This is a genomic window from Actinoplanes sp. NPDC051537, from assembly GCF_055586105.1.
Genome location: NZ_JBVJIU010000024.1, coordinates 1 through 23,423, shown reverse-complemented (window position 1 = coordinate 23,423; position 23,423 = coordinate 1). Strand labels below are relative to the sequence as shown.

General features: G+C 70.4%; 24 protein-coding genes and 1 riboswitch. Of the genes, 12 read left to right on the top strand and 12 right to left on the bottom strand.

The features are described from left to right. Positions 1-22: 22 nt before the first annotated feature. Both ACZ6TB_RS42090 and ACZ6TB_RS42085 read right to left on the bottom strand, forming a co-directional pair. Complete coding sequence (locus ACZ6TB_RS42090) at positions 23-385, bottom strand: GatB/YqeY domain-containing protein (RefSeq protein WP_465565218.1); 363 nt, start codon at positions 383-385, stop codon at positions 23-25. Positions 386-459: 74 nt separating this feature from the next. Further along, on the bottom strand, positions 460-1,353 hold the full coding sequence (locus ACZ6TB_RS42085; RefSeq protein WP_465565216.1) for a LysR family transcriptional regulator: 894 nt from the start codon (positions 1,351-1,353) through the stop codon (positions 460-462). 91 nt (positions 1,354-1,444) lie between these two features. Here ACZ6TB_RS42085 and ACZ6TB_RS42080 point away from each other — a divergent pair, with 91 nt between their 5' ends. Beyond that, positions 1,445-1,789: a YybH family protein gene (locus ACZ6TB_RS42080; RefSeq protein WP_465565578.1), complete on the top strand. Its 345-nt coding sequence runs from the start codon at positions 1,445-1,447 to the stop codon at positions 1,787-1,789. Positions 1,790-1,877: 88 nt separating this feature from the next. Here the strand turns inward: ACZ6TB_RS42080 and ACZ6TB_RS42075 are convergent, their stop codons facing one another. After that, positions 1,878-2,570 (bottom strand): transglycosylase family protein, encoded by a 693-nt coding sequence (locus ACZ6TB_RS42075; protein WP_465565213.1) that lies wholly within the window; start codon positions 2,568-2,570, stop codon positions 1,878-1,880. Position 2,571: 1 nt separating this feature from the next. Then, positions 2,572-2,730, bottom strand: a riboswitch (cyclic di-AMP (ydaO/yuaA leader). A 226-nt stretch (positions 2,731-2,956) separates the two neighbouring features. Between ACZ6TB_RS42075 and ACZ6TB_RS42070 the strand changes: the two genes are divergently transcribed. Beyond that, positions 2,957-4,198, top strand: coding sequence for a saccharopine dehydrogenase family protein (locus ACZ6TB_RS42070; protein WP_465565211.1), 1,242 nt, complete (start codon positions 2,957-2,959; stop codon positions 4,196-4,198). 197 nt (positions 4,199-4,395) lie between these two features. Here the strand turns inward: ACZ6TB_RS42070 and ACZ6TB_RS42065 are convergent, their stop codons facing one another. Next, the gene (locus ACZ6TB_RS42065; RefSeq protein WP_465565209.1) at positions 4,396-5,025 is read right to left on the bottom strand and encodes a TetR/AcrR family transcriptional regulator; all 630 of its coding nucleotides are present in this window, start codon (positions 5,023-5,025) and stop codon (positions 4,396-4,398) included. 155 nt (positions 5,026-5,180) lie between these two features. Here ACZ6TB_RS42065 and ACZ6TB_RS42060 point away from each other — a divergent pair, with 155 nt between their 5' ends. The 3 genes from ACZ6TB_RS42060 (at position 5,181) to ACZ6TB_RS42050 (ending at position 7,374) form a co-directional block, all read left to right on the top strand. After that, a complete protein-coding gene (locus tag ACZ6TB_RS42060) occupies positions 5,181-5,789 on the top strand; it encodes a GNAT family N-acetyltransferase (protein ID WP_465565206.1) in 609 nt (202 codons plus the stop codon). Positions 5,790-5,844: 55 nt separating this feature from the next. After that, on the top strand, positions 5,845-6,915 hold the full coding sequence (locus ACZ6TB_RS42055; RefSeq protein ID WP_465565575.1) for a DNA glycosylase AlkZ-like family protein: 1,071 nt from the start codon (positions 5,845-5,847) through the stop codon (positions 6,913-6,915). Positions 6,916-7,086: 171 nt separating this feature from the next. Beyond that, positions 7,087-7,374 carry a DUF3040 domain-containing protein gene (locus ACZ6TB_RS42050; RefSeq protein ID WP_465565204.1) on the top strand — a complete coding sequence of 96 codons (288 nt, stop codon included), beginning with the start codon at positions 7,087-7,089 and terminating at the stop codon, positions 7,372-7,374. A 188-nt stretch (positions 7,375-7,562) separates the two neighbouring features. Here the strand turns inward: ACZ6TB_RS42050 and ACZ6TB_RS42045 are convergent, their stop codons facing one another. The 5 genes from ACZ6TB_RS42045 to ACZ6TB_RS42025 all read right to left on the bottom strand — a co-directional run bounded on the left by ACZ6TB_RS42045 (position 7,563) and on the right by ACZ6TB_RS42025 (position 14,573). After that, entirely contained in the window at positions 7,563-8,813 is a 1,251-nt protein-coding gene (locus tag ACZ6TB_RS42045) for a bifunctional glycosyltransferase family 2/GtrA family protein (RefSeq protein WP_465565201.1), read from the bottom strand. Between the two features lie 126 nt (positions 8,814-8,939). Next, complete coding sequence (locus tag ACZ6TB_RS42040) at positions 8,940-10,994, bottom strand: glycosyltransferase family 39 protein (RefSeq protein WP_465565199.1); 2,055 nt, start codon at positions 10,992-10,994, stop codon at positions 8,940-8,942. A gap of 33 nt (positions 10,995-11,027) precedes the next feature. After that, positions 11,028-12,098 (bottom strand): 3-deoxy-7-phosphoheptulonate synthase, encoded by a 1,071-nt coding sequence (locus ACZ6TB_RS42035; protein ID WP_465565197.1) that lies wholly within the window; start codon positions 12,096-12,098, stop codon positions 11,028-11,030. 188 nt (positions 12,099-12,286) lie between these two features. After that, the gene (locus tag ACZ6TB_RS42030) at positions 12,287-13,858 is read right to left on the bottom strand and encodes a sensor histidine kinase (protein ID WP_465565194.1); all 1,572 of its coding nucleotides are present in this window, start codon (positions 13,856-13,858) and stop codon (positions 12,287-12,289) included. Beyond that, complete coding sequence (locus tag ACZ6TB_RS42025) at positions 13,836-14,573, bottom strand: response regulator transcription factor (RefSeq protein ID WP_465565191.1); 738 nt, start codon at positions 14,571-14,573, stop codon at positions 13,836-13,838. Before ACZ6TB_RS42025 ends, ACZ6TB_RS42030 begins: the two co-directional genes overlap by 23 nt. Positions 14,574-14,703: 130 nt before the next feature. On the opposite strand from ACZ6TB_RS42025, the gene ACZ6TB_RS42020 reads away from it, so the two are divergent. Continuing rightward, complete coding sequence (locus ACZ6TB_RS42020) at positions 14,704-14,943, top strand: hypothetical protein (protein WP_465565188.1); 240 nt, start codon at positions 14,704-14,706, stop codon at positions 14,941-14,943. A 27-nt stretch (positions 14,944-14,970) separates the two neighbouring features. Continuing rightward, positions 14,971-15,294 carry a hypothetical protein gene (locus ACZ6TB_RS42015; protein ID WP_465565186.1) on the top strand — a complete coding sequence of 108 codons (324 nt, stop codon included), beginning with the start codon at positions 14,971-14,973 and terminating at the stop codon, positions 15,292-15,294. Here ACZ6TB_RS42015 and ACZ6TB_RS42010 read toward each other — a convergent pair. Then, positions 15,281-17,392 carry a hypothetical protein gene (locus tag ACZ6TB_RS42010; RefSeq protein ID WP_465565185.1) on the bottom strand — a complete coding sequence of 704 codons (2,112 nt, stop codon included), beginning with the start codon at positions 17,390-17,392 and terminating at the stop codon, positions 15,281-15,283. The genes ACZ6TB_RS42015 and ACZ6TB_RS42010 overlap by 14 nt on opposite strands. 137 nt (positions 17,393-17,529) lie before the next feature. On the opposite strand from ACZ6TB_RS42010, the gene ACZ6TB_RS42005 reads away from it, so the two are divergent. Continuing rightward, on the top strand, positions 17,530-17,901 hold the full coding sequence (locus ACZ6TB_RS42005) for a tetratricopeptide repeat protein (RefSeq protein ID WP_465565182.1): 372 nt from the start codon (positions 17,530-17,532) through the stop codon (positions 17,899-17,901). Positions 17,902-17,910: 9 nt separating this feature from the next. After that, complete coding sequence (locus ACZ6TB_RS42000; protein WP_465565180.1) at positions 17,911-18,195, top strand: Smr/MutS family protein; 285 nt, start codon at positions 17,911-17,913, stop codon at positions 18,193-18,195. On the opposite strand, the gene ACZ6TB_RS41995 is transcribed toward ACZ6TB_RS42000, so the two are convergent. Further along, complete coding sequence (locus ACZ6TB_RS41995) at positions 18,192-18,731, bottom strand: dihydrofolate reductase family protein (RefSeq protein ID WP_465565178.1); 540 nt, start codon at positions 18,729-18,731, stop codon at positions 18,192-18,194. The genes ACZ6TB_RS42000 and ACZ6TB_RS41995 overlap by 4 nt on opposite strands. A 3-nt stretch (positions 18,732-18,734) precedes the next feature. After that, complete coding sequence (locus tag ACZ6TB_RS41990; RefSeq protein ID WP_465565177.1) at positions 18,735-21,086, bottom strand: M28 family peptidase; 2,352 nt, start codon at positions 21,084-21,086, stop codon at positions 18,735-18,737. Between the two features lie 75 nt (positions 21,087-21,161). Here ACZ6TB_RS41990 and ACZ6TB_RS41985 point away from each other — a divergent pair, with 75 nt between their 5' ends. From ACZ6TB_RS41985 to ACZ6TB_RS41975, 3 genes are all read left to right on the top strand, one after another. Further along, positions 21,162-21,497: a hypothetical protein gene (locus ACZ6TB_RS41985; protein WP_465565174.1), complete on the top strand. Its 336-nt coding sequence runs from the start codon at positions 21,162-21,164 to the stop codon at positions 21,495-21,497. Between the two features lie 69 nt (positions 21,498-21,566). Further along, complete coding sequence (locus tag ACZ6TB_RS41980) at positions 21,567-22,769, top strand: PP2C family protein-serine/threonine phosphatase (RefSeq protein ID WP_465565172.1); 1,203 nt, start codon at positions 21,567-21,569, stop codon at positions 22,767-22,769. Further along, positions 22,766-23,423: CHASE3 domain-containing protein (locus tag ACZ6TB_RS41975; RefSeq protein ID WP_465565169.1), on the top strand; the 658-nt coding region annotated here is incomplete at its 3' end. The genes ACZ6TB_RS41980 and ACZ6TB_RS41975, both read left to right, overlap by 4 nt.

Below are 23,423 nucleotides of genomic sequence, written 5' to 3'. Positions count from 1 at the left end.
GTTGGCGTGAGGGGAGATGGCGTCAGGCCGGCGGCAGGTGCGCCGCCAGCACACGGGCCTCGCTGCGGAGCTGCTCCGCCCGGTCCGCGTGCCCGGCCCGATCGTATTGGTCGGCTGCCGTCTCCCGCTCGGCCAGCTCCGCCCGTACGATCCGCTCGATTTGGTCCTCGGTAAGCGTGCGCCGCTCCACCTCGGCCGCACCCACCCCGATCGGCGCCTGTTCGATGGCGAGCCCCTGCGGCGCTCCGTCGACGGGCACGACGGCCTCGGCGTTGTCGATCGCGGCGAGCGTGGCGCGCAGTGCCGCCGTGGCCGCGCGGTCGCGTGACTTCATCGCGGCCGGGAGCGCCGCCCGAAGCCGGTGCCGTAGCGAGGTGTCGGTCATGACCGCGACGCTATCCGCCCACGCCCGCCGGGCGGCACCGATTTCTGCGCGACCGGTGGGTCGCTGTGGAGTTCTCAACCAACCTTCGTCCGGCTCTCGTCGAACTCTCGTCGGCAATGCGGCAGCAGCGCGGCCAGGGCCGGACTCGTCCGATCCCGCCACACCAGAGCGAGCAGCGCCGGCAGCGGCACCCCCGTGATCGGCACGGCCACCAATCCCGGGTGCAGCGACGCCATCGACTCGCTCAGCACCGCAATGCCCAATCCTCGCGACGCCAGTTCAGCGACGGCAGTGGGTGCCGACGCGACCAACGCGACATCTGGGAACTTGCCCGCGGTCACACACGCTTCGTCGAACGCGGCGCGGATACCGGTTCCCTCGGGCAACGTGACGAGAGCGTACGACAAGATCTCGGTCACCGGTAACTCCTTCTTTCCGGCCTGTGGATGACCGGGCGGAACCAGGGCTACCAGGCCTTCCCGGGCGATCACGTGGCTGGCCAGCTGCGACGGTAGCTCGCCGGCGACGCCGACGAGCGCGATGTCGAACATGCTGGAGAGCACCCCGTTGATGAGCGATCTCGAGTCATCCTCGATCAGCTCGAGCTCGATCGACGGGTGCTGGCGGTGGAAGGAGGCCATGGCGGCGAACAGCGGCTTGATCTCGCAGCCCCGAACCATCCCGACCGTCAGATGGCCCCGGACCAGCCCGTTCACCGCGTCGATCACTTCGCGCATGGACTCCGCTTCGGTGAGCGCCGCCTGAGCGAACGGAAGGGCGGCCTTTCCGGCCTGGGTCAGCCGCGCGACCCGCCCCGACCGGTCGAACAGCGGTGACCCCAGTTCGTTCTCCAGGGCCTTGATCTGGGCGCTCACCCCGGACTGACTGATCCGTACGCGCTCGGCGGCCCGGGTGAAGTTGGCCTCCTCGGCCACGGCGACGAAGTACTCGAGCTGACGAAGTTCCATAACTGTGGATTCTAGTTACCACAAGAACTATGCGTTGGACTTCTGCTCGGGGCCGGCGAAGAGTGGGCGCATGACCGAACGCGCAAAGGCAATGAAGCCGGAAGAACTGACCCGTCTGTTCGTGGAGCGGGCCAACGCCAAGGACGCCGAAGGCCTGGCGCTGCTGTACGAGAAAGACGCGGTCATGGCCTATCCGCCCGGTCAGCAGACGGTGGGCCGGGCCGCGATCCAGAAGTTCTGGGAGGACGTGCTGCCGAAGATGCCGGAGTTCCAGCCGGAGCAGCCGCTGCCCACTTTGATCAGTGGTGATCTGGCGCTGACGTCGACGCCGCCCAAGGACGGCGCCGGAGCGCGTGCTCAGGTGGTGCGCCGCCAGTCGGATGGCAGTTGGCTACGCGTGCTCGACCAGCCCGAGTTCGTCACGCCGACAAGCTGACACGCGGCCAAAATGCCGTGCGATCGAACACCGTGGGGATGCGACCCGGCCACCGCGGGGGGAAGGCGACCGGGTCGCGAGCGGTGGATCAGAGAGCGATGTGCTGACCGGGGAAGATCAGGTTCGGGTTGGTGATGGTGCCGTGGTTCAGCTGGTAGAGGGTGTGCCAGCCGCCCTTGATGTGGTTCTTGGTGGCGATGGCCGACAGCGTGTCGCCGGAGCGGACGACGTACGTCTTGCCGGTGGCCTTCGCGGTCGTCGCCCGGGTCACCACGTGCGACGGCTTCGACGACTTCTTAGTCGTCTTGTGAGTGGACGACTTCGAGGTCGTCGAGTGCTTCGAGGTGTGCTTCTTGGCCGACGGCTTCGACGAGGAGCCGCTGGCGTGCTTGGCCGTGTAGTGCTTCGTCGAGCCGGCCTTCTTGCCGCACATCGGCCAGGCGCCGATGCCCTGGCCGTCCAGCACCTTCTCGGCGATCCGGATCTGCTCCGAGCGGCTGGCCTTGTTGGCGGTGCTCGCGTACTTCGTGCCGCCGTAGGCCTTCCACGTACCGCGGGTGAACTGCAGCCCGCCGTAGAAGCCGTTGCCCGTGTTGATGCTCCAGTTCCCGCCCGACTCGCACTGGGCGACCGCGTCCCAGTTCACACTGGACGCCTGGGCAGGGGAAGCCGGTCCGAGCAGAGCGGCCGTGCCCGCCACGCCGGCGGCCGTGAGGCCGAGCGCGAGACGGGCGTGCTTGCGCACCCGCGGATTGCGGGCATGCTTGCGGATCTGTGCCATGACAGAGAAACCTCCACGCCTACGAGGTCAGCTGTCGGGTTCGGGCTGAGGTGCCCGGCCGCTCGTTCGGCGGCTTCACCCCGAGGCGCGCATATCGCGCGCCGAGGAACTTGGGTCCCCCGCTCCCTGCCACGAGTTCGATTTCCGGCGGGCGGTGGCAGGGACTCGGCGGTCCACCCGCGGTGCCCGCCATTGCGGGACCGGCTGACCGTAACCACGGAATCGCGGCATAGGCCAAGCTCGACGCGGGAAAGGTGACGTTCTTCTCACCGATTGACCTATTTGATCTTTCTTTATGCCGAGAATGACCGATAGCTATGCATCTCTGATTACCGATCGGTAACTTGCCGCGACGGGGGGCGGAACGTGATGGAGAATCGGCGACCATGAGCGAGCGGGTCCGCGATCACGACATCGTCGTCTACGGTGCTTCCGGCTTCGTCGGGGTGCTGGTGGCGAAGTATCTGGCCGAGCACGCCCCGGAAGGCACACGGGTGGCCCTCGCGGGCCGGTCGGAGAGCAGGTTGGCCGAGGTCAAGGGCCGTCTGGGCGTTGACTGGCCGATCCTGGTCGCCGATGCCGCGGACGTGTCGGCCCTCGAGAAGGTCGCCGGCGCCGCCAAAGTCGTGATCACCACGGTGGGGCCATATGCGAAATACGGCAAAGCGCTCGTGCGCGCCTGCGCCGCGGCCGGCACCGACTACGTCGATCTCACGGGCGAGGTGCTGTTCGCCCGGGACAGCATCGACGAGAACCACGAGCTCGCCCGCACTACCGGCGCCCGGATCGTGCACTCGTGCGGGTTCGACTCGATCCCGTCGGACATCGGCGTGCACGTGCTCGACCAACAGGTGAAGGCCGACGACGCCGGCGAACTGGCCGACACCACACTGGTCGTCACGAGCATGAAGGGCGGCTTCAGCGGCGGCACGATCGACTCGATGCGGCACCAGCTCGACATGGTCAAGGCGGACCGGAAGCTGCGGAAGATCGCGGCCAGCCCGTACTCGCTCAGCCCGGACCGCGCGAACGAGCCCGACCTCGGCCGGCAGGACGACACCGCGGTGGTCGACGCCTCCACCGTGCATCCGCGGCTGCGGGGCATGCTGGCGCCGTTCGTCATGGCGTCGTACAACACCCGGGTGGTGCGGCGCAGCAACGCGCTGCGTAACTGGCAGTACGGCCGGAGCTTCCGCTACCGCGAGGCGATGAGCGTGGGCACGTCGCCGCTCTCGCCGGTGATCGCGCACGGCACCCGGCTCGGACTCGGTGCGCTGATGGCCGGCCTTTCGCTGCCGCCTACCCGCTATGTGCTCGACCGGGTCCTGCCCAAGCCGGGGGAGGGGCCGAACGAGCGGGCCCGCGAATCGGGGCATTTCACGATGGACATCTTCGCGACGACGACCAAAGGCGACCGCTACACCGCACGCGTACGCGCCAAGGGCGACCCGGGCTACGCGGCCACGGCGGTCATGCTCGGCGAGTCGGCCCTGGCCCTGGTTCACGATCGCGACGACCTGCCGCCGTCCGAGGGCGGCGTGCTGACCCCGGCCACGGCGCTCGGCGACGCGCTCGTGGCCCGCCTCCGAGCAGTCGGAATGGAGATCACCGCCAACAAGAGCGCCTAGCGGGGGTAGCCGCGGCCGCGGCCGCGGGCACGGGAGCGGCGCGCGGCGGGTGGGCGCGGGCCGAGACGCGCGGCGGGTGGGCGCGGGCCGAGACGCACGGCGGATGGGCGCGGGCCGAGACGCACGGCGGATGGGCGCGGGCCGAGACGCGCGGCGGGTGGGCGCGGGCCGAGACGCACGCGGGACGGAAGACCTGCCTAGAGCTGCTGCAACACAGCCTTGCAGTAGTCGGTCAGATGATCGGCAAGCGGACCGACCTCTTCATCCATCCCCCGGGACAGCCAGTCGATGATGACCTCACTCAGACCGGCCACCAGCGCGAGCAGCAACCGCTCGTACCGGAGCTGGTCGGTGGGGTGAGTCCCCATCCGGCGCAAGAGGTGGGCGAGGAACTGGGCGTCCTCCCGGAGCACGCCCCGCCGCCTCGTCTCCATGCGCGGCGCGTTGATGTAGATGACCTTGGCGCGCTCGGGGTTGGCGTGCAGCAGCTCGAGCAGGCGGCGAACGGTCGGCCGGAGCATCTCGTCGAGGTCGGCCGGTGACTCGGGCGCGGCGTCGGCCACCCCGGTGAGCAGCCACTTGTTCTGCCGGCGATGCAAAACGCGTACGAGATCCGCTCGATCGACGAAATGCTCGTAGAAGTACCGTTTCGAGACCTTCGCGCCGCCGCAGATCTCGGCCACCGTGACGTCGTCGTAGTCCTGGGTGCCGAAGAGGTGCAGCGCGGAATCGAGGATTCGTTCGCGCCGATCCGTTGCCCGCTCCTCGCGGGATCGGCCGCCATAAGTCTCGCCCCGCCGCGTCACCAACGCCGTCCGCTCGTCCACGAGATCTAAAGGTATGCCTACCTTCATCGCCGCGCCGCACGGCGGTCCGCGATCGTCCACATCGAATACCTGCAAATGTGCCATGACGAATCACTCATCGTCTTCATAACCATCGCTACTGGCCGGAACCGGGTCCTTACGGGCAGGATCAAGATGTGTCCGCCAGCCGCCTTCCCTTCCCGCTCACGCTTACGGGAGACGGCATCGTCCTGCGCGAATGGCGTTCCGAGGATCTCGACGATCTCGTCGCGATGCTCGACGAACCGGACATAGCCCGCTGGACGCCCATGCCCTCACCGTTCGACGTCGAGGCCGGCATCGCCTACCTCAAGCGTGCCCACCAGGGCCGGGTCAGCGGCCAGCGCATCCAGCTCGCGATCACCGAGGACGGCGGGCGCCCACTCGGCGAGGTCCTGCTCTTCGGCGTCGACGCCGGCCTCCGCGAGGCCGAACTGGGCTATCTGGTGGGCGCGCGCCATCGTCAGCGCGGGCTGGCGTCGGGGTCGCTCTCCCTTCTCAGCTCGTACGCCCGGAGCACGTTGAACCTGACGCGGCTGCTCCTGCGCATCGACCCGTCCAACACGGCCAGCACCGCCGTGGCTCGGCGCTGCGGATATCGCCTCACCGGGGAGCCCCCGATCCTGCAGGTCGGCCCGCACGGTCCGAGCAGCCTGGACACCTGGGAGCTGCTCGACGTCCGCGGCGGCTCCCGCTTTGATCGACTGAAAAATGTCGCAGCCCGGCGGTACGGTCGTCGCACCTAGAAATTAGGCAGCGACCGAGGAGGGTGCCGTGGTCAGCGTCGACCGTGCACAGGTGATGGCATATCGAGTGACCGCTCTCGGCCTGGCCGAGCGCTCCAAGAAACGCCCCGCCGACCTGCCCGTCCTCGACCTCGGCGTGCAGGAGTACTCGCCGGGTTCCCAGTTCGTCGCCCTCGCCGCCCGCACCTCGGCGGCCCTCGACGACGACCGGCTGATCACCGTGTGGGCCGCGCGCGGCGCGCCGCACCTGCATCGCCGTGCCGACCTCGCGGCCCTGGTCAAACAGTTGTGGCCGGTCAGCGACGCCGACGCGTCGGCGCGCATCCGCAGCACCCAGATCGCCGAGGGCATGAAGCTCGGCATCGCCGCGTTCACCGCGACCGCGTCCGCCTTTCGCGAGGTGGTGACCGACTCGATGCCCCGCGGCGAGGTCAGCACGCAGGTGAGCAAGCGGGTGCCGCGCAAGCTCACCTACGAGTGCCGGTCCTGCGGCGCCCGGCACATCGCCGGGAACGTCTGGCAGCACTCGGGGCTGGCCGGCGGTGTCGAGGTCAAGTCGCGCGGACGCGAGGCGATGCTCGGCCCGATCCCCGACGCGCCGCCGCAGCCGACCGAGAACGAGGGCGTCGACGAGCTGATCACGACCTATCTGCGGCTGCTCGGGCCCGCGACGCCGGCCGAGATGGGGAAATATCTGGGCAGCACGACGACCGAGATGAAACGCGTGTGGCCGTCGAGCGGGCTGGCCGAGGTGCGGGTCGACGGGCGTAAGGCGTGGCTGCCCGAGTCCGCCGTGGACGATCTCGTGAAGGCCGAGCCGCCGGCCGGGGTGCGGCTGGTGCCGGCGATGGATCCGCTGCTCCAGGCCCGCGATCGCGATCTGCTGGTGCCCGACCGCGCCCAGCAGAAAGAGGTGTGGCGGGTGCTCGGCAACCCGGGTGTGCTGCTGCTCGACGGCGAGATCATGGGCGTCTGGCGGGCGAAGATGTCCGGTCGCAAGCGGGTCGATCTCAGCCTGACCTCGTTCGTCCCGCTGCCGCCCGGCCGCCGAAAAGAGATCGAGGCCGAGGCCGCCGAGGTGGCCCGTGGCCGGGGCGTGCCGGAGGCAACGGTCGCCTTCGACTGATACGTCATACAGATGGCGGTGAGGATCGCCAGCGGTGAGCGTAAATCGGGCGATTGACGGGAACTGGCATCTCTGGAGGTATCCGGAAGGCAACGCGCGAGTAACAATGAGGTCGATCGAGACGCTCTTCCTCGATCGGCGGGCAGGCCCGGCCCGAGCGGAGGTGACGGCATGCTGAGCAGGGAAGACAGTCGCCGGCTGGCGGAGTTGGAGCGTCAGCTGAGGCGTGACGACCCGGATTTCTGCGCCCGCATGACCGCCGGCGTCGAAAAGCCCGCAGCCGGCACCGGCAAGGCCATGACGCTGTCCCTGATCCTCACCGCCGCCGTGATCTGGGCGGCCGCCGTCGTTCTGGGCGTCCTCGGCTGGTGGGTCGCCGCCGCGATCGCCGCCTTCTGCGCCACCGTCGTGATGTCCACGTTGGCCGTGCGGCTCGTCCGTCGCCGCCGTCGCCGCTGATCAACGGGCGTAGTGAAAGTCAACGGGCGTAGTGAAAGTCAACCGGCGTAGTGAAAGTCAACCGGCGTAGTGAAAGTCAACGGGCGTAGTGAAAGGCGGCGCCGAGTGGGTTTCGACGCCGCCTTTCGGGTGGGCTTACCCGTGCCGGGGATTTCCCTCGCTGCGCCCCCGCAGCATGGGCGGCACGGTCAGGCCCGGGTGTGGGTGGCTTGGTGGGCGCGGGCACGGGCGCGGAAGACCCAGATGCGCAGCATCAGGAAGCGGACGGCGGTGGCCAGCAAGTTGGCCAGGATCAGGACGGTCAGCTCTACGTGCTTGGCGGGGTCGGCCACCACGGCGTCCAGCAAGGCCAGCGAACCGCTCGTCAGGGCCAGGCCGATGCCGAAGACGATCAAACCTTGGGCCTGGTGACGCCAGGCGCCGTCGTTGCCTCGGACGCCGAAGGTCACTCGGCGGTTGACCGCGGTGTTGGCGATGGCGGTGACCAGCAGGGCGACCAGGTTTGCCCACTGTGGGCTCACGGCGGTGCGGAGCAGCGCGTACAGGATCAGGTAGGCCAGCGTGCTGGCCACGCCGACCGCCGCGAAACGGATCAGTTGGCCGGTCAGGCCGGCGGGGACGCCGGCCATCGGCAACGGGTTGCGGCCCAGCTGTTCGCGCAGCGTGGCGAGCGGCAAACGGCCCGAGCCGAACGCGCGCAGCAGGCGGGCGATGCCCTTGAGGTCGGCGACGGCGGTCGCGACGATGTCCACCCGGCTGTCGGGGTCGTCCACCCAGTCGACCGGCACCTCGTGGATCCGCAGGCCGGCCCGCTCGGCGATCACCAGCATCTCGGTGTCGAAGAACCAGCCGGTGTCCTCGACCATCGGCAGCAGCCGCTCGGCCACGTCGGCGCGGATCGCCTTGAAGCCGCACTGGGCGTCGGAGAAGCGGGCCGACAGGGTGCCGCGCAGGATCAGGTTGTAGCTGCGGGAGATGAACTCGCGCTTGGCGCCGCGCACGACCCGGGAGCCGCGCGCCAGGCGCGAGCCGATCGCCAGGTCGGAGTGGCCGGAGATCAGGGGCGCGACCAGGGGGAGGAGGGCGCCCAGGTCGGTCGAGAGATCGACATCCATGTACGCGAGGACGGCCGCGTCCGATTGGGTCCAGACATATTTGAGGGCCCGCCCCCGTCCCTTCTCGGGGAGATGCACCGAGGCGACGCCGGGCAGTTCCCGGGTGAGCCAGCGGGCCACGTCGGCGGTCGAGTCGGTGCTCGCGTTGTCGGCGATCGTGATCCGGAAGCGGTACGGGAAGTACGTCGACAGGTACGCGTGCAGGCGCCGCACGCACGGCTCGAGATCGATCTCCTCGTTGTAGACGGGAACGACCACGTCGAGCACCGGGGCGTCGAGCCGGGTCGGGTCGGCGTCGTGCGATGGCAGCGTCGTCAAGCTCATGTCAACAAATTTCGGGCCCGCCCCTGGGCAATTCGTATGGTCATCCTGTGGCGGCCCTGTGAAGTTCGAGACGGCAAAAGGGGCGGCACCCCGACGAGGGATGCCGCCCCTGAAAGCGGACCTAACTCAAGAGCTGAGGTCGTAGACCGTGACGTTGCCGACCGTCGTGGCCGTGAAGTTGTCGGCCACCCACTGGGCGATCTCCGAGCTGTCGCTGCTGCCGCCCGTGTTGGAACCGCCACCGCCGGCGCTGCCGCTGCCGCTGCCGATGAAGTAGTGGATCTTCCCGGCGGCCACGTACTGCTGGAACTGTTCGAGCGTGGGGGACGGGTCGGTGCCGTTGAAGCCGCCGATCGCCATCACCGGGTCGCCGGTCGCGAGCTGATAGCCGGACGCGTTCTGCGAACCGACCGTCGCGGCCGCCCAGGTGTACTGCGACGCGTTGGTCTCGAGCAGCGTCTTCATCTCGTCGCTGACCGATACGGCATCGAGGAGACCGCCCATCCCGGCGCCGCCGCCGCGCATGCCCCCGCCGGGGAAGCCGTTCTGCGTCGTGCCGTTCTGGGTGGTGCCGCCGGGACCACCGCCGCCGGGACCACCGCCGCCGGGGAAGCCGCCGGGGAAGCCGCCGCCCCCGAAGCCGCCGCGACCGAAACCACCCCCACCCGGGCCACCGAACCCGCCCGTCGAAGCCGGCCCGGCGGACGGAATCGAGCCGGTATGTGCTTCGGAGGCGGTCTGCACCGCGTACGCCGCTGGTCCGGCAAGAACCGCAACCAATGCAGCGCCCGCCGCCACCAGTCCGATCCGCGCCGACAGGCGCTGTGTGGCCACCACCGCGGCCGCCGCACCCAGCCCGCCGATCAACACCACCCAGCGCAACCAGGGCAGGAAGTCCGCGCTACGCCCCAGCAGGTGATAGCACCACCAGGCCGTCACCGCGATGGCCGCGCCCAGCGTCCACGCCGCCACCGGATTGCGCCGGGCCCGCCACAACATCACCGACCCGACGCCGACCACCGCGCCCACCGCCGGCGCCAGCGCCACCGTGTAGTACGCGTGGAAGATCCCCTGCATGTAGCTGAAGACCAGACCGGTCCCCACCAGCCAGCCACCCCACAGCACCAGCGCGGCCCGCGCCCGGTCGGTCCGCACCGCCGGCGCCGTCAGCACCAGCCCCGCGATCAGCACGATCAGCGCCCCCGGCAGCAGCCACGAGATCTGCCCGCCCTGGGAGCTGTCGAACATCCGCAGCAGCCCGGTCTCGCCCCAGCCGCTGCCTCCGCCCCCGCCGCCGACGCTGCCGGTCTCGTTGCCGGAGAGCCGGCCGAACCCGTTGTAGCCGAGGGTCAGCTCGAGGATGCTGTTGTTCTGCGACCCGCCGATGTACGGCCGCATCGACGCCGGCACCAGCTCGACGATCGCGATGTACCAGCCGGCCGAGACGATCACCGCGAGCCCCGCGATCAGCAGTTGCACGATCCGCTTGCCGAGCTTGGGCGGCCCCGCGATCAGGTAGGCCAGCGCGTACGCCGGGATCACCAGCAACGCCTGGAGCATCTTGGTCAGGAACCCGAACCCGACGAACGCCCCGGCCAGCGCGAGCCAGCGAGTGGACCCGTTCTCGATCGCCCGTGACGTCGCCCAGGCGCCCGCCACCATCAGCAGCACGAGCAGCGCGTCCGGGTTGTTGAACCGGAACATCAGCACCGCGATCGGGGTCAACGCCAGCGTCGCGCCGGCGATCAGCCCGGCCGCCGGCCCGAACCAGCGCTTGATCGTCGCGTACAGCAAACCGACGCTGGCCACCCCCATCAGCGCCTGCGGCACCAGGATGCTCCAGGAGTTGACCCCGAAGATGCGGGCGGAGAGCGCCATGAACCAGAGCGAGGCCGGCGTCTTGTCCACCGTGATCGAGTTGGCCGCGTCGGACGAGCCGTAGAAGAACGCCTTCCAGCTCGCCGAGCCCGCCTGCGCGGCCGCCGAGTAGAACGCGTTGGCCCAGCCGGACTTGCCCAGTCCCCAGATGTAGAGGACGCCGGTCAGCAGGAGCAGGACGTAGAGCGCGGGCCGCGCCCAGATCGGATCGTCCGGGCTTCCGAGAAGAAACGAGCGCCGACGCCGCGGCGATGGCGGCGGCGGCGCGGGAGCCACCGGAACAGCGGGCAACGTCGAGGTCATGCGCCAACCATCGACGCGCCCGCTGTCGCGGCTTTATGCGGTGACTGTGCGCCTGCTGTGAGAAGCAGAAGCGAGTTTCTCCAGTACGCCGACCGTCGCGTCCCACCCCATGCAGGCGTCGGTGACCGACTGGCCGTAGACCAGGTCGCCGCCGAGATCCTGCCGCCCGGGGACGAGGAAGCTCTCCAGCATCACGCCGCTGATGCCGCGCTGCCCGTCCGCGACCTGGCCCGCTACGTCGTCGGCGACCATCGGCTGCCGCAGGTGGTCCTTGTTGCTGTTGCCGTGCGAGCAGTCGATGACGAGCCGCTCGGGCAGCGCGGACTTGCGCAGCAGTTGGAGCGCGCTCTCGACGTCGGCGGCGCTGTAGTTCGGCCGGCCGCCACCGCCGCGCAGCACGAGATGCGTGTCCGGGTTGCCGGTCGTGTGCAGGATCGCCGGCGTGCCGGAGTAGTCGATGCCGGGGAAGACGTGCGGCACGGCGGCGGCCTGGATCGCGTCGATCGCGGTGCTGATGCTGCCGTCGGGACGGTTCTTCATGCCGATCGGCATCGAGAGGCCGGAGGCCAGCTGGCGGTGGACCTGCGATTCGACCGTACGGGCGCCGATCGCCCCCCACGCGACGGTGTCCGCGATGTACTGCGGGGTGATCGGGTCGAGGAACTCGACGGCGGTCGGCAGGCCCCGGCCGACGATCTCGAGCAGCAGCTTGCGGGCGATCCGCAGGCCGGTGCCGACGTCGCCGGTGCCGTCCAGCGCCGGATCGTTGATCAGGCCCTTCCAGCCGACCGTCGAGCGCGGCTTCTCGAAGTAGACGCGCATCACGATCAGCAGATCGTCGGCCAGCCGGTCGGCCTGCTCGCGCAGCATCCCGGCGTACTCGCCGGCGGCGACCGGGTCGTGCACCGAGCACGGGCCGACCACGACCAGCAGCCGTGGATCTCGGGCGTTGAGCACGTCCTCGACCTGGCGGCGGCCGTCGAGCACGTTGTCGTGCAGGTCGGCGGTCAGCGGCAGCTCGTGGTGCAGCAGCGCGGGGCTCATCAGCGGGACGACGGCGGCGATGCGCTGGTCACGAACGCGCTGAACCTCGGGGATGGTCACGGTGGTTCATCTCCATTTTCGGGCCGGCGCCCGGGCGAGAGCCGGCAAACAAAAAGGCAGCGACGTCGTCGCTGCCTCGGGCCGGCTCTGGCTGGTGTCTCAGGTCATGCGGTGACAACCGAGGCACCGGCGTAAGCCGGCCCGGTAAACCACCGATAGGTCCAAGACACGTCGGCAAGCATAACGTGTCACCGGGCGCGCTGGGCCAGTTGAGGACCAGCTGTTGGGATGAGACTCGGTGGCACCAACGGCAGGACCACGGTGAACACCGTCTGGCCGGGGACGCTCTGCACGGAGACGTGACCACGGTGGGCGGTGACGACCGCGTGCACGATCGACAGGCCGAGGCCGGTGCTGCCGGCCGCCCGGGAACGCGAGCTGTCGCCGCGGGCGAACCGCTCGAAGATGTGCGGCTGAAGCTCGGCCGGGATGCCCGGGCCGCCGTCGATGACGTGCAGCACGGCGGACTCGTGGTCGGCCCGCACCGAGACGGTGACGGTGGTGCCCTCGGGCGTGTGGGTACGCGCGTTGGCCAGCAGATTGGCCAGCACCTGATGCAGCCGCGCCCCGTCGCCGATCACCGTGACCGGTTCCTCGGGCAGGTCGAGCTGCCAGAAGTGGCGCGGGCCGGCGGCGTGCGCGTCGCTCATCGCGTCGACGACCAGCATGGTCAGGTCGACCGGGTCGTGGCCGAGCGGCCGGCCGGCGTCGAGGCGGGCGAGCAGCAGCAGGTCCTCGACGAGCAGCGTCATCCGCTTGGCCTCGGACTCGACCCGGCTCAGCACGTGGGCGATCTCCTCGGAGATCGGCGCCCGGCTGCGGCGGCTGAGCTCGGCGTACCCGCGGATGGCGGCCAGCGGGGTGCGCAGCTCGTGGCTGGCGTCGGCGACGAACTGGCGTACCTGCGTCTCGCTGGCGTGCCGCGCTTCCAGGGCGTTGCCGACGTGGTCGAGCAACCGGTTGAGCGCCGCGCCGACCTGCCCGACCTCGGTGCCCGGATCGGTGTCGGCCTCGGGCACGCGCTGGGCGAGCTGCACCTCGCCGCGGTCGAGCCGCAGCTCGGAGACGCGGGTGGCGGTGTTGGCGACCCGGCGCAGCGGCGCGAGCGTGCCGCGGACGGCGAACGTGCCCGCCCAGCCGGCGATGACCAGGGCGATCAGTACGACCCCGCCGGTGACCTCGGCCACGTGCAGAAGCACGTCATGGGTGTCGCTCAGCGAGAGCGCGACGACGCGGGTCTGCCCGTTCGTGGTGGTTTCGGCGACGACCCGGTAGGAGCCGTAGCCGTTGAGGTCCAGGTCGCTCTTGGAGCCGTCGGTCTTGACCGCGAGCAGCTGGGCCAGGGCCTTGGCATTGAGGTCGTTGTATTTCGTCTTGTAGTTGCCGTCGGTGTCGGTGGTCGGGACGACGATGCCGCCGTGCACGTCCGCCGGGTCGCTGTACGTGATCGAGATCGACGTGAGCTCGGCGCCGCCGAACGGCTGGTCGTTGTCGAACTTCGGCGTGAACCCCTGCGGAAACCCGTAGTCGCCCGGATTGTTGCCGCCCCCGTTGGGATGGACCGGGTGGAGAGCCTGGCTCAGGCGGGTGTCCACCTGGTCGTACAGCTGCTTGCTCAGGAAGATCTCGGCGGTGCCACCGACGGCGAGTCCCAGCAGGGTGAGCAGCACCATGATGATCGCCACGATGCGGGTGCGCAGGGACCAGCTCGCCGGGCGGCGCCAGCGAGCGCGGGTCTCAATCGGCGGGCTTGAGGACATAACCCGCCCCGCGCATCGTGTGGATCATCGGTGCGCGCCCCGCGTCGATCTTCTTGCGCAGGTACGAGATGTAGAGCTCGACGACGTTGGCCTGGCCCCCGAAGTCGTAGTTCCACACCCGGTCGAGGATCTGGCTCTTGCTCAGCACCCGGCGCGGGTTGCGCATCAGGTAGCGCAGCAGCTCGAACTCGGTGGCGGTGAGCGTGACCAGGTCGCCGCCGCGCCGCACCTCGTGGCTGTCCTCGTCGAGCGAGAGATCGCCGACGATCAGCTGCGACTCGGTACGCATCGGCGAGTGCCCCATCCGCCGCATCAGCCCCCGCAGCCGCGCCACGACCTCCTCGAGGCTGAACGGCTTGGTCACGTAGTCGTCGCCGCCGGCGGTCAGGCCCGTGATCCGGTCTTCCACCGAGTCTTTGGCCGTCAGGAACAGCACCGGCACCTCGGGCGACTCGCCGCGCAGCCGGCGCAGCACCTCGAGCCCGTCGATGTCGGGAAGCATCATGTCGAGCACGACGGCGTCCGGGCGGAAGTCGCGGGCGGTGCGGACGGCGGTCTGACCGTCGCCGGCGCTCTTCACGTCCCAGCCCTCGTAGCGCAGGGCCATCGAGAGCAGCTCGGCCAGCGTCGGCTCGTCGTCGACCACGAGGACTCGAACCGGACCACCGTCGGGGCGGCGGAGCTCGGTGCCGGATTCTTGGTTCGCCATCGTCATGCCCCTACTTTCGCGGGTCACGCTTTGCGCCGCCTTTCCGCTTCCTGTGTAGCACCTGTGACCCGCACCCACAGGAAGCGCACGCGATTCGCACAGCCGGATGACACCGTACGCCCTGATCGTGGTGGTTATGACGCAGACGATGAAGCACCAGATGCTCGGTTGGCGGCGGCGTTCCGGCCTGGCGGCGCTCGGCGCTGTGGTGGCGGTGGCGGCCATTCTCGGCCCGGAGACCCTGGCGACGACCAGGCTCGGCGCGTCGAGCGAACTGTCCGGTTATGCGACGGTGACGGCGGCCGACACGATCACGAGCCACGCCGTTCTGGCCGAGGTTGCCGCGGCCACCGGGGGCGTGTCGAAAACGCTCTAAAGCGTATAAACCGCCCATAATGGTTGCATGGGGATCACGCGTCGGGTATTGGCGATCTTGACCGTGGTCGTGACGCTCTTCCTGGTGGCGCCCGCGCCCGCGGAAGCGGTCGCCGGCTGCGACGGCGACTGCCGCGACCGGCTCGTGCAGGTCGGCCTGGAGGGTCGCGTCGTCCAGCTGGTCGCCGACGGGGACAGCACCTGCGCGCTGACCGAGAAGGGCGACGTCTTCTGCTGGGGCGCCGAATACCCGGACCCGTACCGGCCGGGCCGCAACCCGATGGTGCTGGTGACGATCGGCGCGCTGCTGGTCGCGGGCGGCACGACGCTGCTGATGGTCAGCCGGCGATGACCGACAGGGCCGCGTCCCGGAACGACGTGGCGCCCGTCTTGAGCCGCTCGGTGTAGGAGGGGCGGTTCCACGGGTTCCAGGCGAACTGCCCGACGGCCTGGTCCTTGCCGGCGGCCGCCAACGAGACACTCACCCCGGGGCTGGTCTGCAGGCTCAGCCTGCCGGCCGTGGGCACGCCCACCTCGTGCGACGACGGGTCGGCGAAGGCCAGCATCGCCCACGGCACCCGGACGGTCAGGTCGTCTCCGTCGAGGCGCCACAGCGCGCGGCTGTCGGCCTCCGCGCTCTCGGGGTCCCAGGCGCCGTACCGGAAGATGCCCGCGTTCTGCAGTTCGATCGGTTTCACCCGGTCGGTGAGCAGCTCGTACGCCCGCCAGCCGGCCGGCGCCGGGCCCCGTTGCGAGTCGGGCACCGCCTGGTCGAGGGGCATCGGGTCGAGCTGCTCCCGCAGGTAGGCCTGACCGGTGTGCCCGACCAGGTTGAGCGCCACCACCGCATCCGGCCGCCGATCCGTGCTGCCGGCCATCGGCGTCCCGCTCAGCGAGGGAAGCACGTCGAAGCCGATCTGCACCGTGCCCGGGGGCGAGTCGCCCAGCCGCACGTCGAGGTGCAGATATGCCTCGTCGGCGTGGGCCCGCACGCGCCGGGCCGGCCAGCCGCCGTCGGCGTCGATCAGCGTCGTCGTCTCGTGCCCGGCGAGCCCGGCCGGGTCCATCGCGAGCAGCCCGAAATGCTGCTCGTTGGTGAGCGGGTCGTGCCACAGCTGGCGGCGGCTCGCGTCCTGGTGGGTGATCGTGTTCCAGGTCAGCCGGTACCACTCGTCGGTCCACTCGAAGAGGAAGCCGCCGGCCAGCCCGCGGTCCTTGATCAGGCGCAGCAGGTCGCCGTCGATCCGCATGGCCTCGGACTCGCTGTGATCGCCCTGGTTGCGGCCGAGCGGGCCGGTGTGCGCCGAGCCGATCGACGAGGGCACGCCGAACTCGGTGACCATCGTGGGCATGGTGGCGTGATGCCTGTGCAGGGCGGTCAGGTAATTCCCGTACGCGTCGCCCGGTTGCAGTTTCGGCTCCCGGCGCAGGAAATCGGGGTAGTACGGGAACGCGTGATAGCTGGCGAAGGTGCCGGCCGGCCAGTTCGCCGTCGGCATCACGTGGTTCGCGTCGAGCTGGTACATGTCCTCCTGGTCGAGCGGCTCCTCGGGATGACGCAATGGGTCGGTGGTCGGCCAGTTGATGAAGGCGATCGGCTCGCTGAGGCCCTTCGCGGCCTGCCGGCCGGCCAGATCGTTCATCCGGGCCGCGAGCCAGCGCTCGGTCGGGTTGGCGTCCGAGGTGCTGCGGAAATACTTGCCGGACACCGGCTGGGCGTTCTTGTTGCGCTGGTCCGAGGCGCTGATGGCGTACGGGTCGAGCTCCGCCCCGATGATCCACCCGGCCAGCCAGGGGGTCACATCGGTGTCCCAGGCCTTGCCCGAGCTGGTCAGGTCGCCGGCGACCGCGTTCGTGGCGTCCTTGATCTCCTGCTTGAACGAGTCCGTGACCTGCTTGTCGTACAGGTTCCGCTTCGCGATGTACCCGCCCGGCAGATCGACGCCCTGCATGAGGTAGAGCGGCCGGTCCGGGTTGTCGCGGTTGTGCTCGGCGAGCTGCTGGTAGAACGCCGGCGGATGGATCGTGTAGATCCGCACCACCCGGATGCCGAGCACGCTCATCGCGTCGAACCAGGCGTTGTACTGCGCCGCCGAGATCGACACGTCGGCCGGCACGTGCCCGGGCGTGGTCGCGCCGAGGTCGACGCCGGGGAGGAAGGTCTTGTCGCCGACCGCGGTGTGCAGCACGAACCGCTGCCCGTCCGAGCTCGCCACCATCGCCAGGCCGTTCGCGTCGATCGGCGCCGGCGTCCAGGGCCGCCCCGAGGGCGGGGAAGGTATGTCCCTCATTCCGGCGATCAGAAACGCCGGCGAGCGCAGCGCCGGCGACGAGCTGCCGCCGGCCAGCATCAGGCACAGCACGAGGGCGAACACCCCGAACGCGCCGGCACGAGCGCGCCCGAATCGCTGGGCCGGAACGGACACGACATGACTCGGAAAGTCCCCCACGCAGGCATTCTCCGACGCGGAAGTTGCCGTATGCGGTGATTTGTCGGGAAGCTTGGATCATCGGAACACTCGCCGTCGGCCGCTTGTTGTGCCAGCGTTGTGTTCTGTCGGGCGGCGCGAGCGTGGGGAGCGTGCACGTGGATCTTCTCGAGGAGTACCGCAGGGCCACCTTCTTCTTCGAGTCCGGCGACCCGCTCGGCGCCTCCCGCCTGCTCGAGCCCATCGTCGAGGCCGAACCGCACAACACCGCCGTCCGGCAGTTGCTGGCTCGCGCGTACTTCAACTCGGCCCAGTTAGCGGGTGCCGAGTCGCAGCTCAGAGCCCTGATCGACCATGATCCATCGGATCACTACGCGCACCACGTGCTCGGCCGGACCCTGGAGCGGGCCGGCCGCTTTCGTGAGGCGCTGCCGCACCTGCGGCTCGCGGCCGCGATGAAGCAGCACGCCGACTACACCGAAGCCGTCCGCCGGGTCGAGGAATGGCTCGGCAAGTCCGAGCACGAATAGGATCTTCGCGTGAAACTCAAGCTCGACCTGCACGACATCTTCAACAAGGGCACCGAGATCGACCGCGCGCTGCGCGGCATCATCGACGAGGCCATCGAGAAGAAGGCCTCGATGGTCGAGATCATCCCGGGCAAGGGCAGCGGCGCGCTGAAGAAGAAGGTGCTCCGCTTCCTCGACCAGCGGGACATCAAACAGCTCTATCACCGCGTGGAGAAGGACGGCGACAACTGGGGCCGCCTCTTCGTGCACTTCCGCCACGACGCGCCGACCGGCCGGCGCGGCCGCGGGCGCTAGGTTCGGGCCACGGCGTACCAGATCCCGGTCGCCATCGGCGACTCCGACTGGCTGAGCCGATCGAGCCGGATGTTCGCCCCGCCCGCCACCTCGAAGAACCGGGTTCCGCCGCCCAGCAGCACGGGCGCGACGAAGACCAGGATCTCGTCGACCAGCCCGGCCCGGATGGCCTGACCGGCGACGTCGGCGCCGAGGATGTTCACGTACTGATCGCCGGCCGCGTCCCGGGCCGCGGCGACCGCCTCGGCCAGGTCGGTGACGAAGGTCGTGCCGGGGACCGGCTCGTCCGGCGGCCGATGCGTGAGCACGAACTGGGGTCCGTGCCAGGCGCCCCCGAAGGCGCCCTCCCTGGTGCCGCGGTTCGGGTCGTCGCCCTCGAAGGTCCGCCGGCCGACCAGGATCGCGCCGATCTTCTCGACCACGTCGACGGCGGTCTCGTTGGGGCCGATGAGGTCGGACAACCAGGACATGTCACCGCCCGGACCGGCGATGAAGCCGTCGAGCGACATGGTCGCGGAGTACAGCACCTTTGCCATGGTTCAGAGCGTGTACGTCTTCGCGACCGCGAGCAACTCGCTGGAGTGCGAGCCGGCGATGCCGACGCCGGACGGCCGCGCGTGGAAGCCGGGCAGCGCGGACAGCCCGTCGCTGCCGTCCATGGCCCGGAACTTCACCGGCCCGGTCGCCTTGACGGTCAGGGTGATCTCGACGCCGTCGGCCGGCGGCCCGTGGAAGATGAACCCGAATCCCCACGGCCCGTCCTTCTGGGGCTTGTCCACCGGCACCGGCCGGCCGCCGACCGTGGCCTCGGTGACCGTCACCCCGGCCTGGACGTGCAGGCTCGTGAGCCGTACCGATCGCTGCGGCTGGAGGCGGAGCTTCAATACCCGGGCGTCACCCGATCGAGTGTCCGACTCCAGGGTGAGTTTCGGGGCCGGCAGCGAGGCGGCCTCGGCCTTGCCGCTGCGCAGCTCCTCGGGTCCGAAGGCGGGCAGCGTCGTGTTGACCGTGTGCGGGCCGCCGGAGACGTACTGGGAGGTCCACTTCTGGACGACCGTCTCCTCGCTCAGCCACTGCGCCGTGCCGTTGTCGGCGTCGAGCGCGTACATCAGGTGGGTGAGCGCCGGGTGCTGGGCGTCGAACCGGTCGACCGAGAGGCCGGCCACCGTGCAGACGATGACCGCGAGCAGCGCGACCAGCGTCGGCGTCGCGCCGCGCCGGCGGGCTCGCAGCGCCTCGAGCCCGCGCTGGCCGCCGGCCACCGGGTGGATCATCTCGACCACCGGGAGCAGGGCGAGGCCGAGCAGCACGGCCAGGAACGCGCCGACGCCGGCCATCGGCATGCCGAGCGCCGGGAAGAGCATGACGACCGTGGGCAGCAGGATGATCACCGCGACCGCGCCGCCGACCATGATCGCGAGCACCCGCCACCAGCTCGGGACCAACAGCGTGACGATGCCGGCGAGGGCGCCGGCCAGGGCCGGGAGGGCGCCCAGGTAGGAGCCGCCGGGCATGACGGCGGCCAGCGCGACGCCGAGCACGGCGAGCCAGCCCAGGCCGGCGATCGCGAGCGCGGTCGGCCCGGCGCGGCGGCTGCGGTGGAACCACGCGTACCAGCCGAAGAGGACCACGGCGGTGAGGGCGAGCACGCCGAGGCGGTACCAGCCCGGGTGGTACGGGTCGATCGGCAGTTCTGTGTACTCCGGGCGGATCAGCTTGAGCAGCGTCCAGAACAGCTGGGCCAGCACCGGCGCCACGATGATCGGCAGCAGCGTGCCGGCGCCCGCGACGACCAGCCGCCGGCCGGTGGTCAGGCCGCGCCGCCGGGCCATCCAGCCGAGCGCGATCACCGCGATCAGGGCCAGGATCGCGATCGGCCAGACCAGCTCGCCGGGGTAGCGCACCAGCAGGCCGGGTGCCGGGAAGTAGGTGGCGTCGTCGTTCGACGAGAGCGCGGACAGATCGCGGTTGCCCAGGTCCCGGGTCACGGCCAGGGCGTTGTCGCCGTGGTGCTGGAGGCTGTCGAGGTTCATCGCGGACGGCAGGTCGGTGGGGGCGTGGTAGACCACCGCGCCGTCGATGTAGGCCGTGTTCAGCCCGGTGAAGCCGGCCTCGCGGAACGGGGTGAAGTCGGTGTCGTTGGGCATCAGCCGGTAGATCTCGACCGCGAACGACGTGCCGACCGGCTTGGGGGCGTGCGCGTACACGTCGACGAGCGCCCGGTTGTCCTCGGCGGTCTCGAACATGATCGCCGGGCCGCTGCTGCCCCGGGCCTCGAGGTTGAGGGCGATGCCGCCATCCTTCGCCAGCGGGTTTTGATCCACGAACGCCTTGGCGCCGCAGAGGCAGGCCTCCTCGCCGTCGGTGAGCACCAGCACCACGTCGTTGCGCAGGCGCGGGCCCTTGAGTAGGGCGCGGGCCGTCTCGATCGCCGCCGCCGTGCCGGCCGCGTCGTCGTTGCCGCCGGGCCCGACCTGCACCGAGTCGGTGTGCGCGATCAGGAAGATGCGGCCGGTGGAGGCGGTGCCGGGGATGAGCGTGACCACGTTGCGCACGTGCGCGAGGCCGGCGCCGCCCGCGCTGGAGGACAGCTCGCCACCCTCGATCGACACCGTGTCCTGCACCTCGGGGGAGAGGCCGAGGCCGCGCAGGGTGGTGACCAGGTAGTCGCGCACCCGATCCTGCGCGGCGCTGCCGACCGGATGCGGCTCGGTGGCCATCGCCTTGACGGTCTCGAAGGCGCGGTCGGCGCTGAACGCGGTCTCCGGCGCCTGGCGCGCGGCCGGTGGGCGCACCGACCAGATCGAGGCCAGCCCGACGAGGGCGAGGACGGCCACCGTGGCGAGGGCGGCGTAGACCCGGCGCGGGACCGTGGGGGCGGGCTCACTCATGGGGGACATCTAAGCGGTTGGTCACGGCGCCGGGTAGGCAAAAGATCGTTTCCGGCGTGGCATAGCGTTGTGCGGGTGAGCACGCCGTTCGACCCCGCCGCCGTGATCGCGGAGTTCATCGACTCGGTTGCCCCTTTTGACCCGAATCCGGAGGCTGCTCCGGTGGCCATCGTCGGGGTGCGCACCGCGCTCGGCGAGGGCGTCTTCCCGGTCAGCGACCACGTGATCCGCGCGATGTGCCGGGCCCTGGCCTCCTACCACGATCCCGACGACCGCGGGACCTGCGTCGAGTGCGGCAGCCGCCGGCTCGACGAGAACCTGCACTGCCCCGACTGCGGGCGGCTGCACGGCATCCTCGGCCAGGTCATCGTCGATCATGCGCGCCGGGTCGCCTCCGAGGACGCGACGTGAGTTGTGCCTCCGCCGTCCTTGGTACACGATCGTGCAGTCCGGTCGGGTGTATGCGAGTGGGGAACAGGCATGACTGAACGGTCGGTCGCCCCGCGAGCGCGAGCCGGCTCCACGGCCTATCAGGAACGCCTGCACGTCCTTCTCGTGGAGGACGACGAGGGCGATGCCTTCCTCGTCCGTGAGCTGCTGGCCGAGGCCGAGGCGCCGTTCGACCTCCAGGTGGCGACGACGCTGCGCCAGGCGATGTCGATGGTGCGGGGCATCAACTGCATCCTGCTCGACCTGGGGCTGCCCGACGCCGAGGGCATCGACGGGCTGCGCAAGCTGCTCGGGGTGGCCGGCAGCGCCGCCGTCTGCGTGCTGACCGGCCGTTCCGACGAGCACCTCGGTGTCGCCGCGGTGGCCGAGGGCGCCCAGGACTACCTGGTCAAGGGCCAGGTCGACGGGGTGCTGCTGACCCGGTCGCTGCGCTACGCGGTCGAGCGCAAGCGGGCCGACGAGAACACGCAGCGGCTGCGCGAGGTGGAGCTGCGCCAGGCCGAGTCGGCCCGTCTCGAGCGCGGCCTGCTGCCCCAGCCGCTGATGTCGACCGACGCCGTGCAGGTGCACACCTTCTATCGCTCGGGCCGGGCCATGGGCCTGCTCGGCGGCGATTTCTTCGACGTCGTCCAGATCGGCGACGACAAGCTGCACGTGATCGTCGGCGACGTCTGCGGCCACGGCGTCGACGAGGCCGCGCTCGGCGTCGAGCTCCGGGTCGCCTGGCGCGCGCTGGTGCTGGCCGGGGTGCCGGAGGACCAGGTGCTCGGCTGGCTCGAACAGGTGCTGATGAGCGAGCGCCGGGCCCGCGAGGTGTTCGCCACGGTCGCGACCGTGGTGCTCGACCTGCCCGCCGGCCGGGCCGCCGTGCGGCTCGCCGGCCATCCGCCGCCGCTGCTGCTCTCCGGCGGCCGGGTGACGCCGGTCGCCGCCCGCCCGGGCATCGTGCTCGGCGTGCGGCCCAAGCCGCCGCCGGTCACCGAGCTGGAGCTGCCCGGCGACGACTGGTCGCTGCTGATGTATACCGACGGCCTGATCGAGGGTCACGCCGGCGACGGGCCCGAGCGGCTCGACGTCTCCGGGCTGTGCGGGCTGCTCGCCGAGCCGGCCGCGGGCGACGTGCCGCTGCCGGCGCTGCCGGCCTGGCTGGTCGGGCGGGCCGAGCAGGCCAACGGCGGGCCGCTCGCCGACGACGTGGCCATGTTGCTGATCTCCAGCGGGGGTGGACGATGACGCTTCGCGGCTGGACGCTGCGCTCCCGGATTGCGGCGCTGTGTGTCGCGACCGGCATTCTGCTGGGCGCGCTCGCCGTGTTCGCGGCGCTCACCGCGACCCAGCACAACCGGCAGCTCGACGACGTTCTCAACCGGGCCAGCCCGATGCGGGCCGCCGGCGAGCAGCTGAACTCGGCCTTCGTCGACCAGGAGACCGGCATCCGCGGCTACGCGATCACCGGCAAGGACGCGAGCCTCGGGCCGTACAACTCCGGGGTCGCCGACGAGAAGGCGATGATCGCCCGCATCGAGGGCTACCTGCACCCCGACGACACCGCGATCCGGGCCTCGCTCGATGTCGTGAAGCAGCGGGCCGCGACCTGGCACACCGAGGTCGCCGACCCGGTGCTCGACGCCATCCGGACGCAGGGGCCGGAGGCCGGCCGGGGCCTGATCGCGGCCGGCTCGACGACCGAGTTCGACGCCCTGCGCGTGGCCATCGCGAACATGCAGACCGACATCCAGGCGCTGCGGGCCAGGGGGGGGGGGGGGGGGGGGGGGGGGGGGGGGGGGAAGGGGGGGGGGGGGAGGGGGTGGAAGGTGCGAACAGGCCGATCGCCGCCCCGCCCAAAGGCGGAGCGACCGCGATCGAGGGCCAGTTTGTTGACTCGAA

Coding starts and splice junctions, on each gene's coding strand:
- ACZ6TB_RS42090 (WP_465565218.1), bottom strand. CDS start 385: ATGACCGACACCTCGCTACGGCACCGGCTTCGGGCGGCGCTCCCGGCC.
- ACZ6TB_RS42085 (WP_465565216.1), bottom strand. CDS start 1,353: ATGGAACTTCGTCAGCTCGAGTACTTCGTCGCCGTGGCCGAGGAGGCC.
- ACZ6TB_RS42080 (WP_465565578.1), top strand. CDS start 1,445: ATGAAGCCGGAAGAACTGACCCGTCTGTTCGTGGAGCGGGCCAACGCC.
- ACZ6TB_RS42075 (WP_465565213.1), bottom strand. CDS start 2,570: ATGGCACAGATCCGCAAGCATGCCCGCAATCCGCGGGTGCGCAAGCAC.
- ACZ6TB_RS42070 (WP_465565211.1), top strand. CDS start 2,957: ATGAGCGAGCGGGTCCGCGATCACGACATCGTCGTCTACGGTGCTTCC.
- ACZ6TB_RS42055 (WP_465565575.1), top strand. CDS start 5,845: ATGGCATATCGAGTGACCGCTCTCGGCCTGGCCGAGCGCTCCAAGAAA.
- ACZ6TB_RS42050 (WP_465565204.1), top strand. CDS start 7,087: ATGCTGAGCAGGGAAGACAGTCGCCGGCTGGCGGAGTTGGAGCGTCAG.
- ACZ6TB_RS42045 (WP_465565201.1), bottom strand. CDS start 8,813: ATGAGCTTGACGACGCTGCCATCGCACGACGCCGACCCGACCCGGCTC.
- ACZ6TB_RS42040 (WP_465565199.1), bottom strand. CDS start 10,994: ATGACCTCGACGTTGCCCGCTGTTCCGGTGGCTCCCGCGCCGCCGCCG.
- ACZ6TB_RS42030 (WP_465565194.1), bottom strand. CDS start 13,858: ATGTCCTCAAGCCCGCCGATTGAGACCCGCGCTCGCTGGCGCCGCCCG.
- ACZ6TB_RS42025 (WP_465565191.1), bottom strand. CDS start 14,573: ATGACGATGGCGAACCAAGAATCCGGCACCGAGCTCCGCCGCCCCGAC.
- ACZ6TB_RS42020 (WP_465565188.1), top strand. CDS start 14,704: ATGACGCAGACGATGAAGCACCAGATGCTCGGTTGGCGGCGGCGTTCC.
- ACZ6TB_RS42015 (WP_465565186.1), top strand. CDS start 14,971: ATGGGGATCACGCGTCGGGTATTGGCGATCTTGACCGTGGTCGTGACG.
- ACZ6TB_RS41995 (WP_465565178.1), bottom strand. CDS start 18,731: ATGGCAAAGGTGCTGTACTCCGCGACCATGTCGCTCGACGGCTTCATC.
- ACZ6TB_RS41990 (WP_465565177.1), bottom strand. CDS start 21,086: ATGAGTGAGCCCGCCCCCACGGTCCCGCGCCGGGTCTACGCCGCCCTC.
- ACZ6TB_RS41980 (WP_465565172.1), top strand. CDS start 21,567: ATGACTGAACGGTCGGTCGCCCCGCGAGCGCGAGCCGGCTCCACGGCC.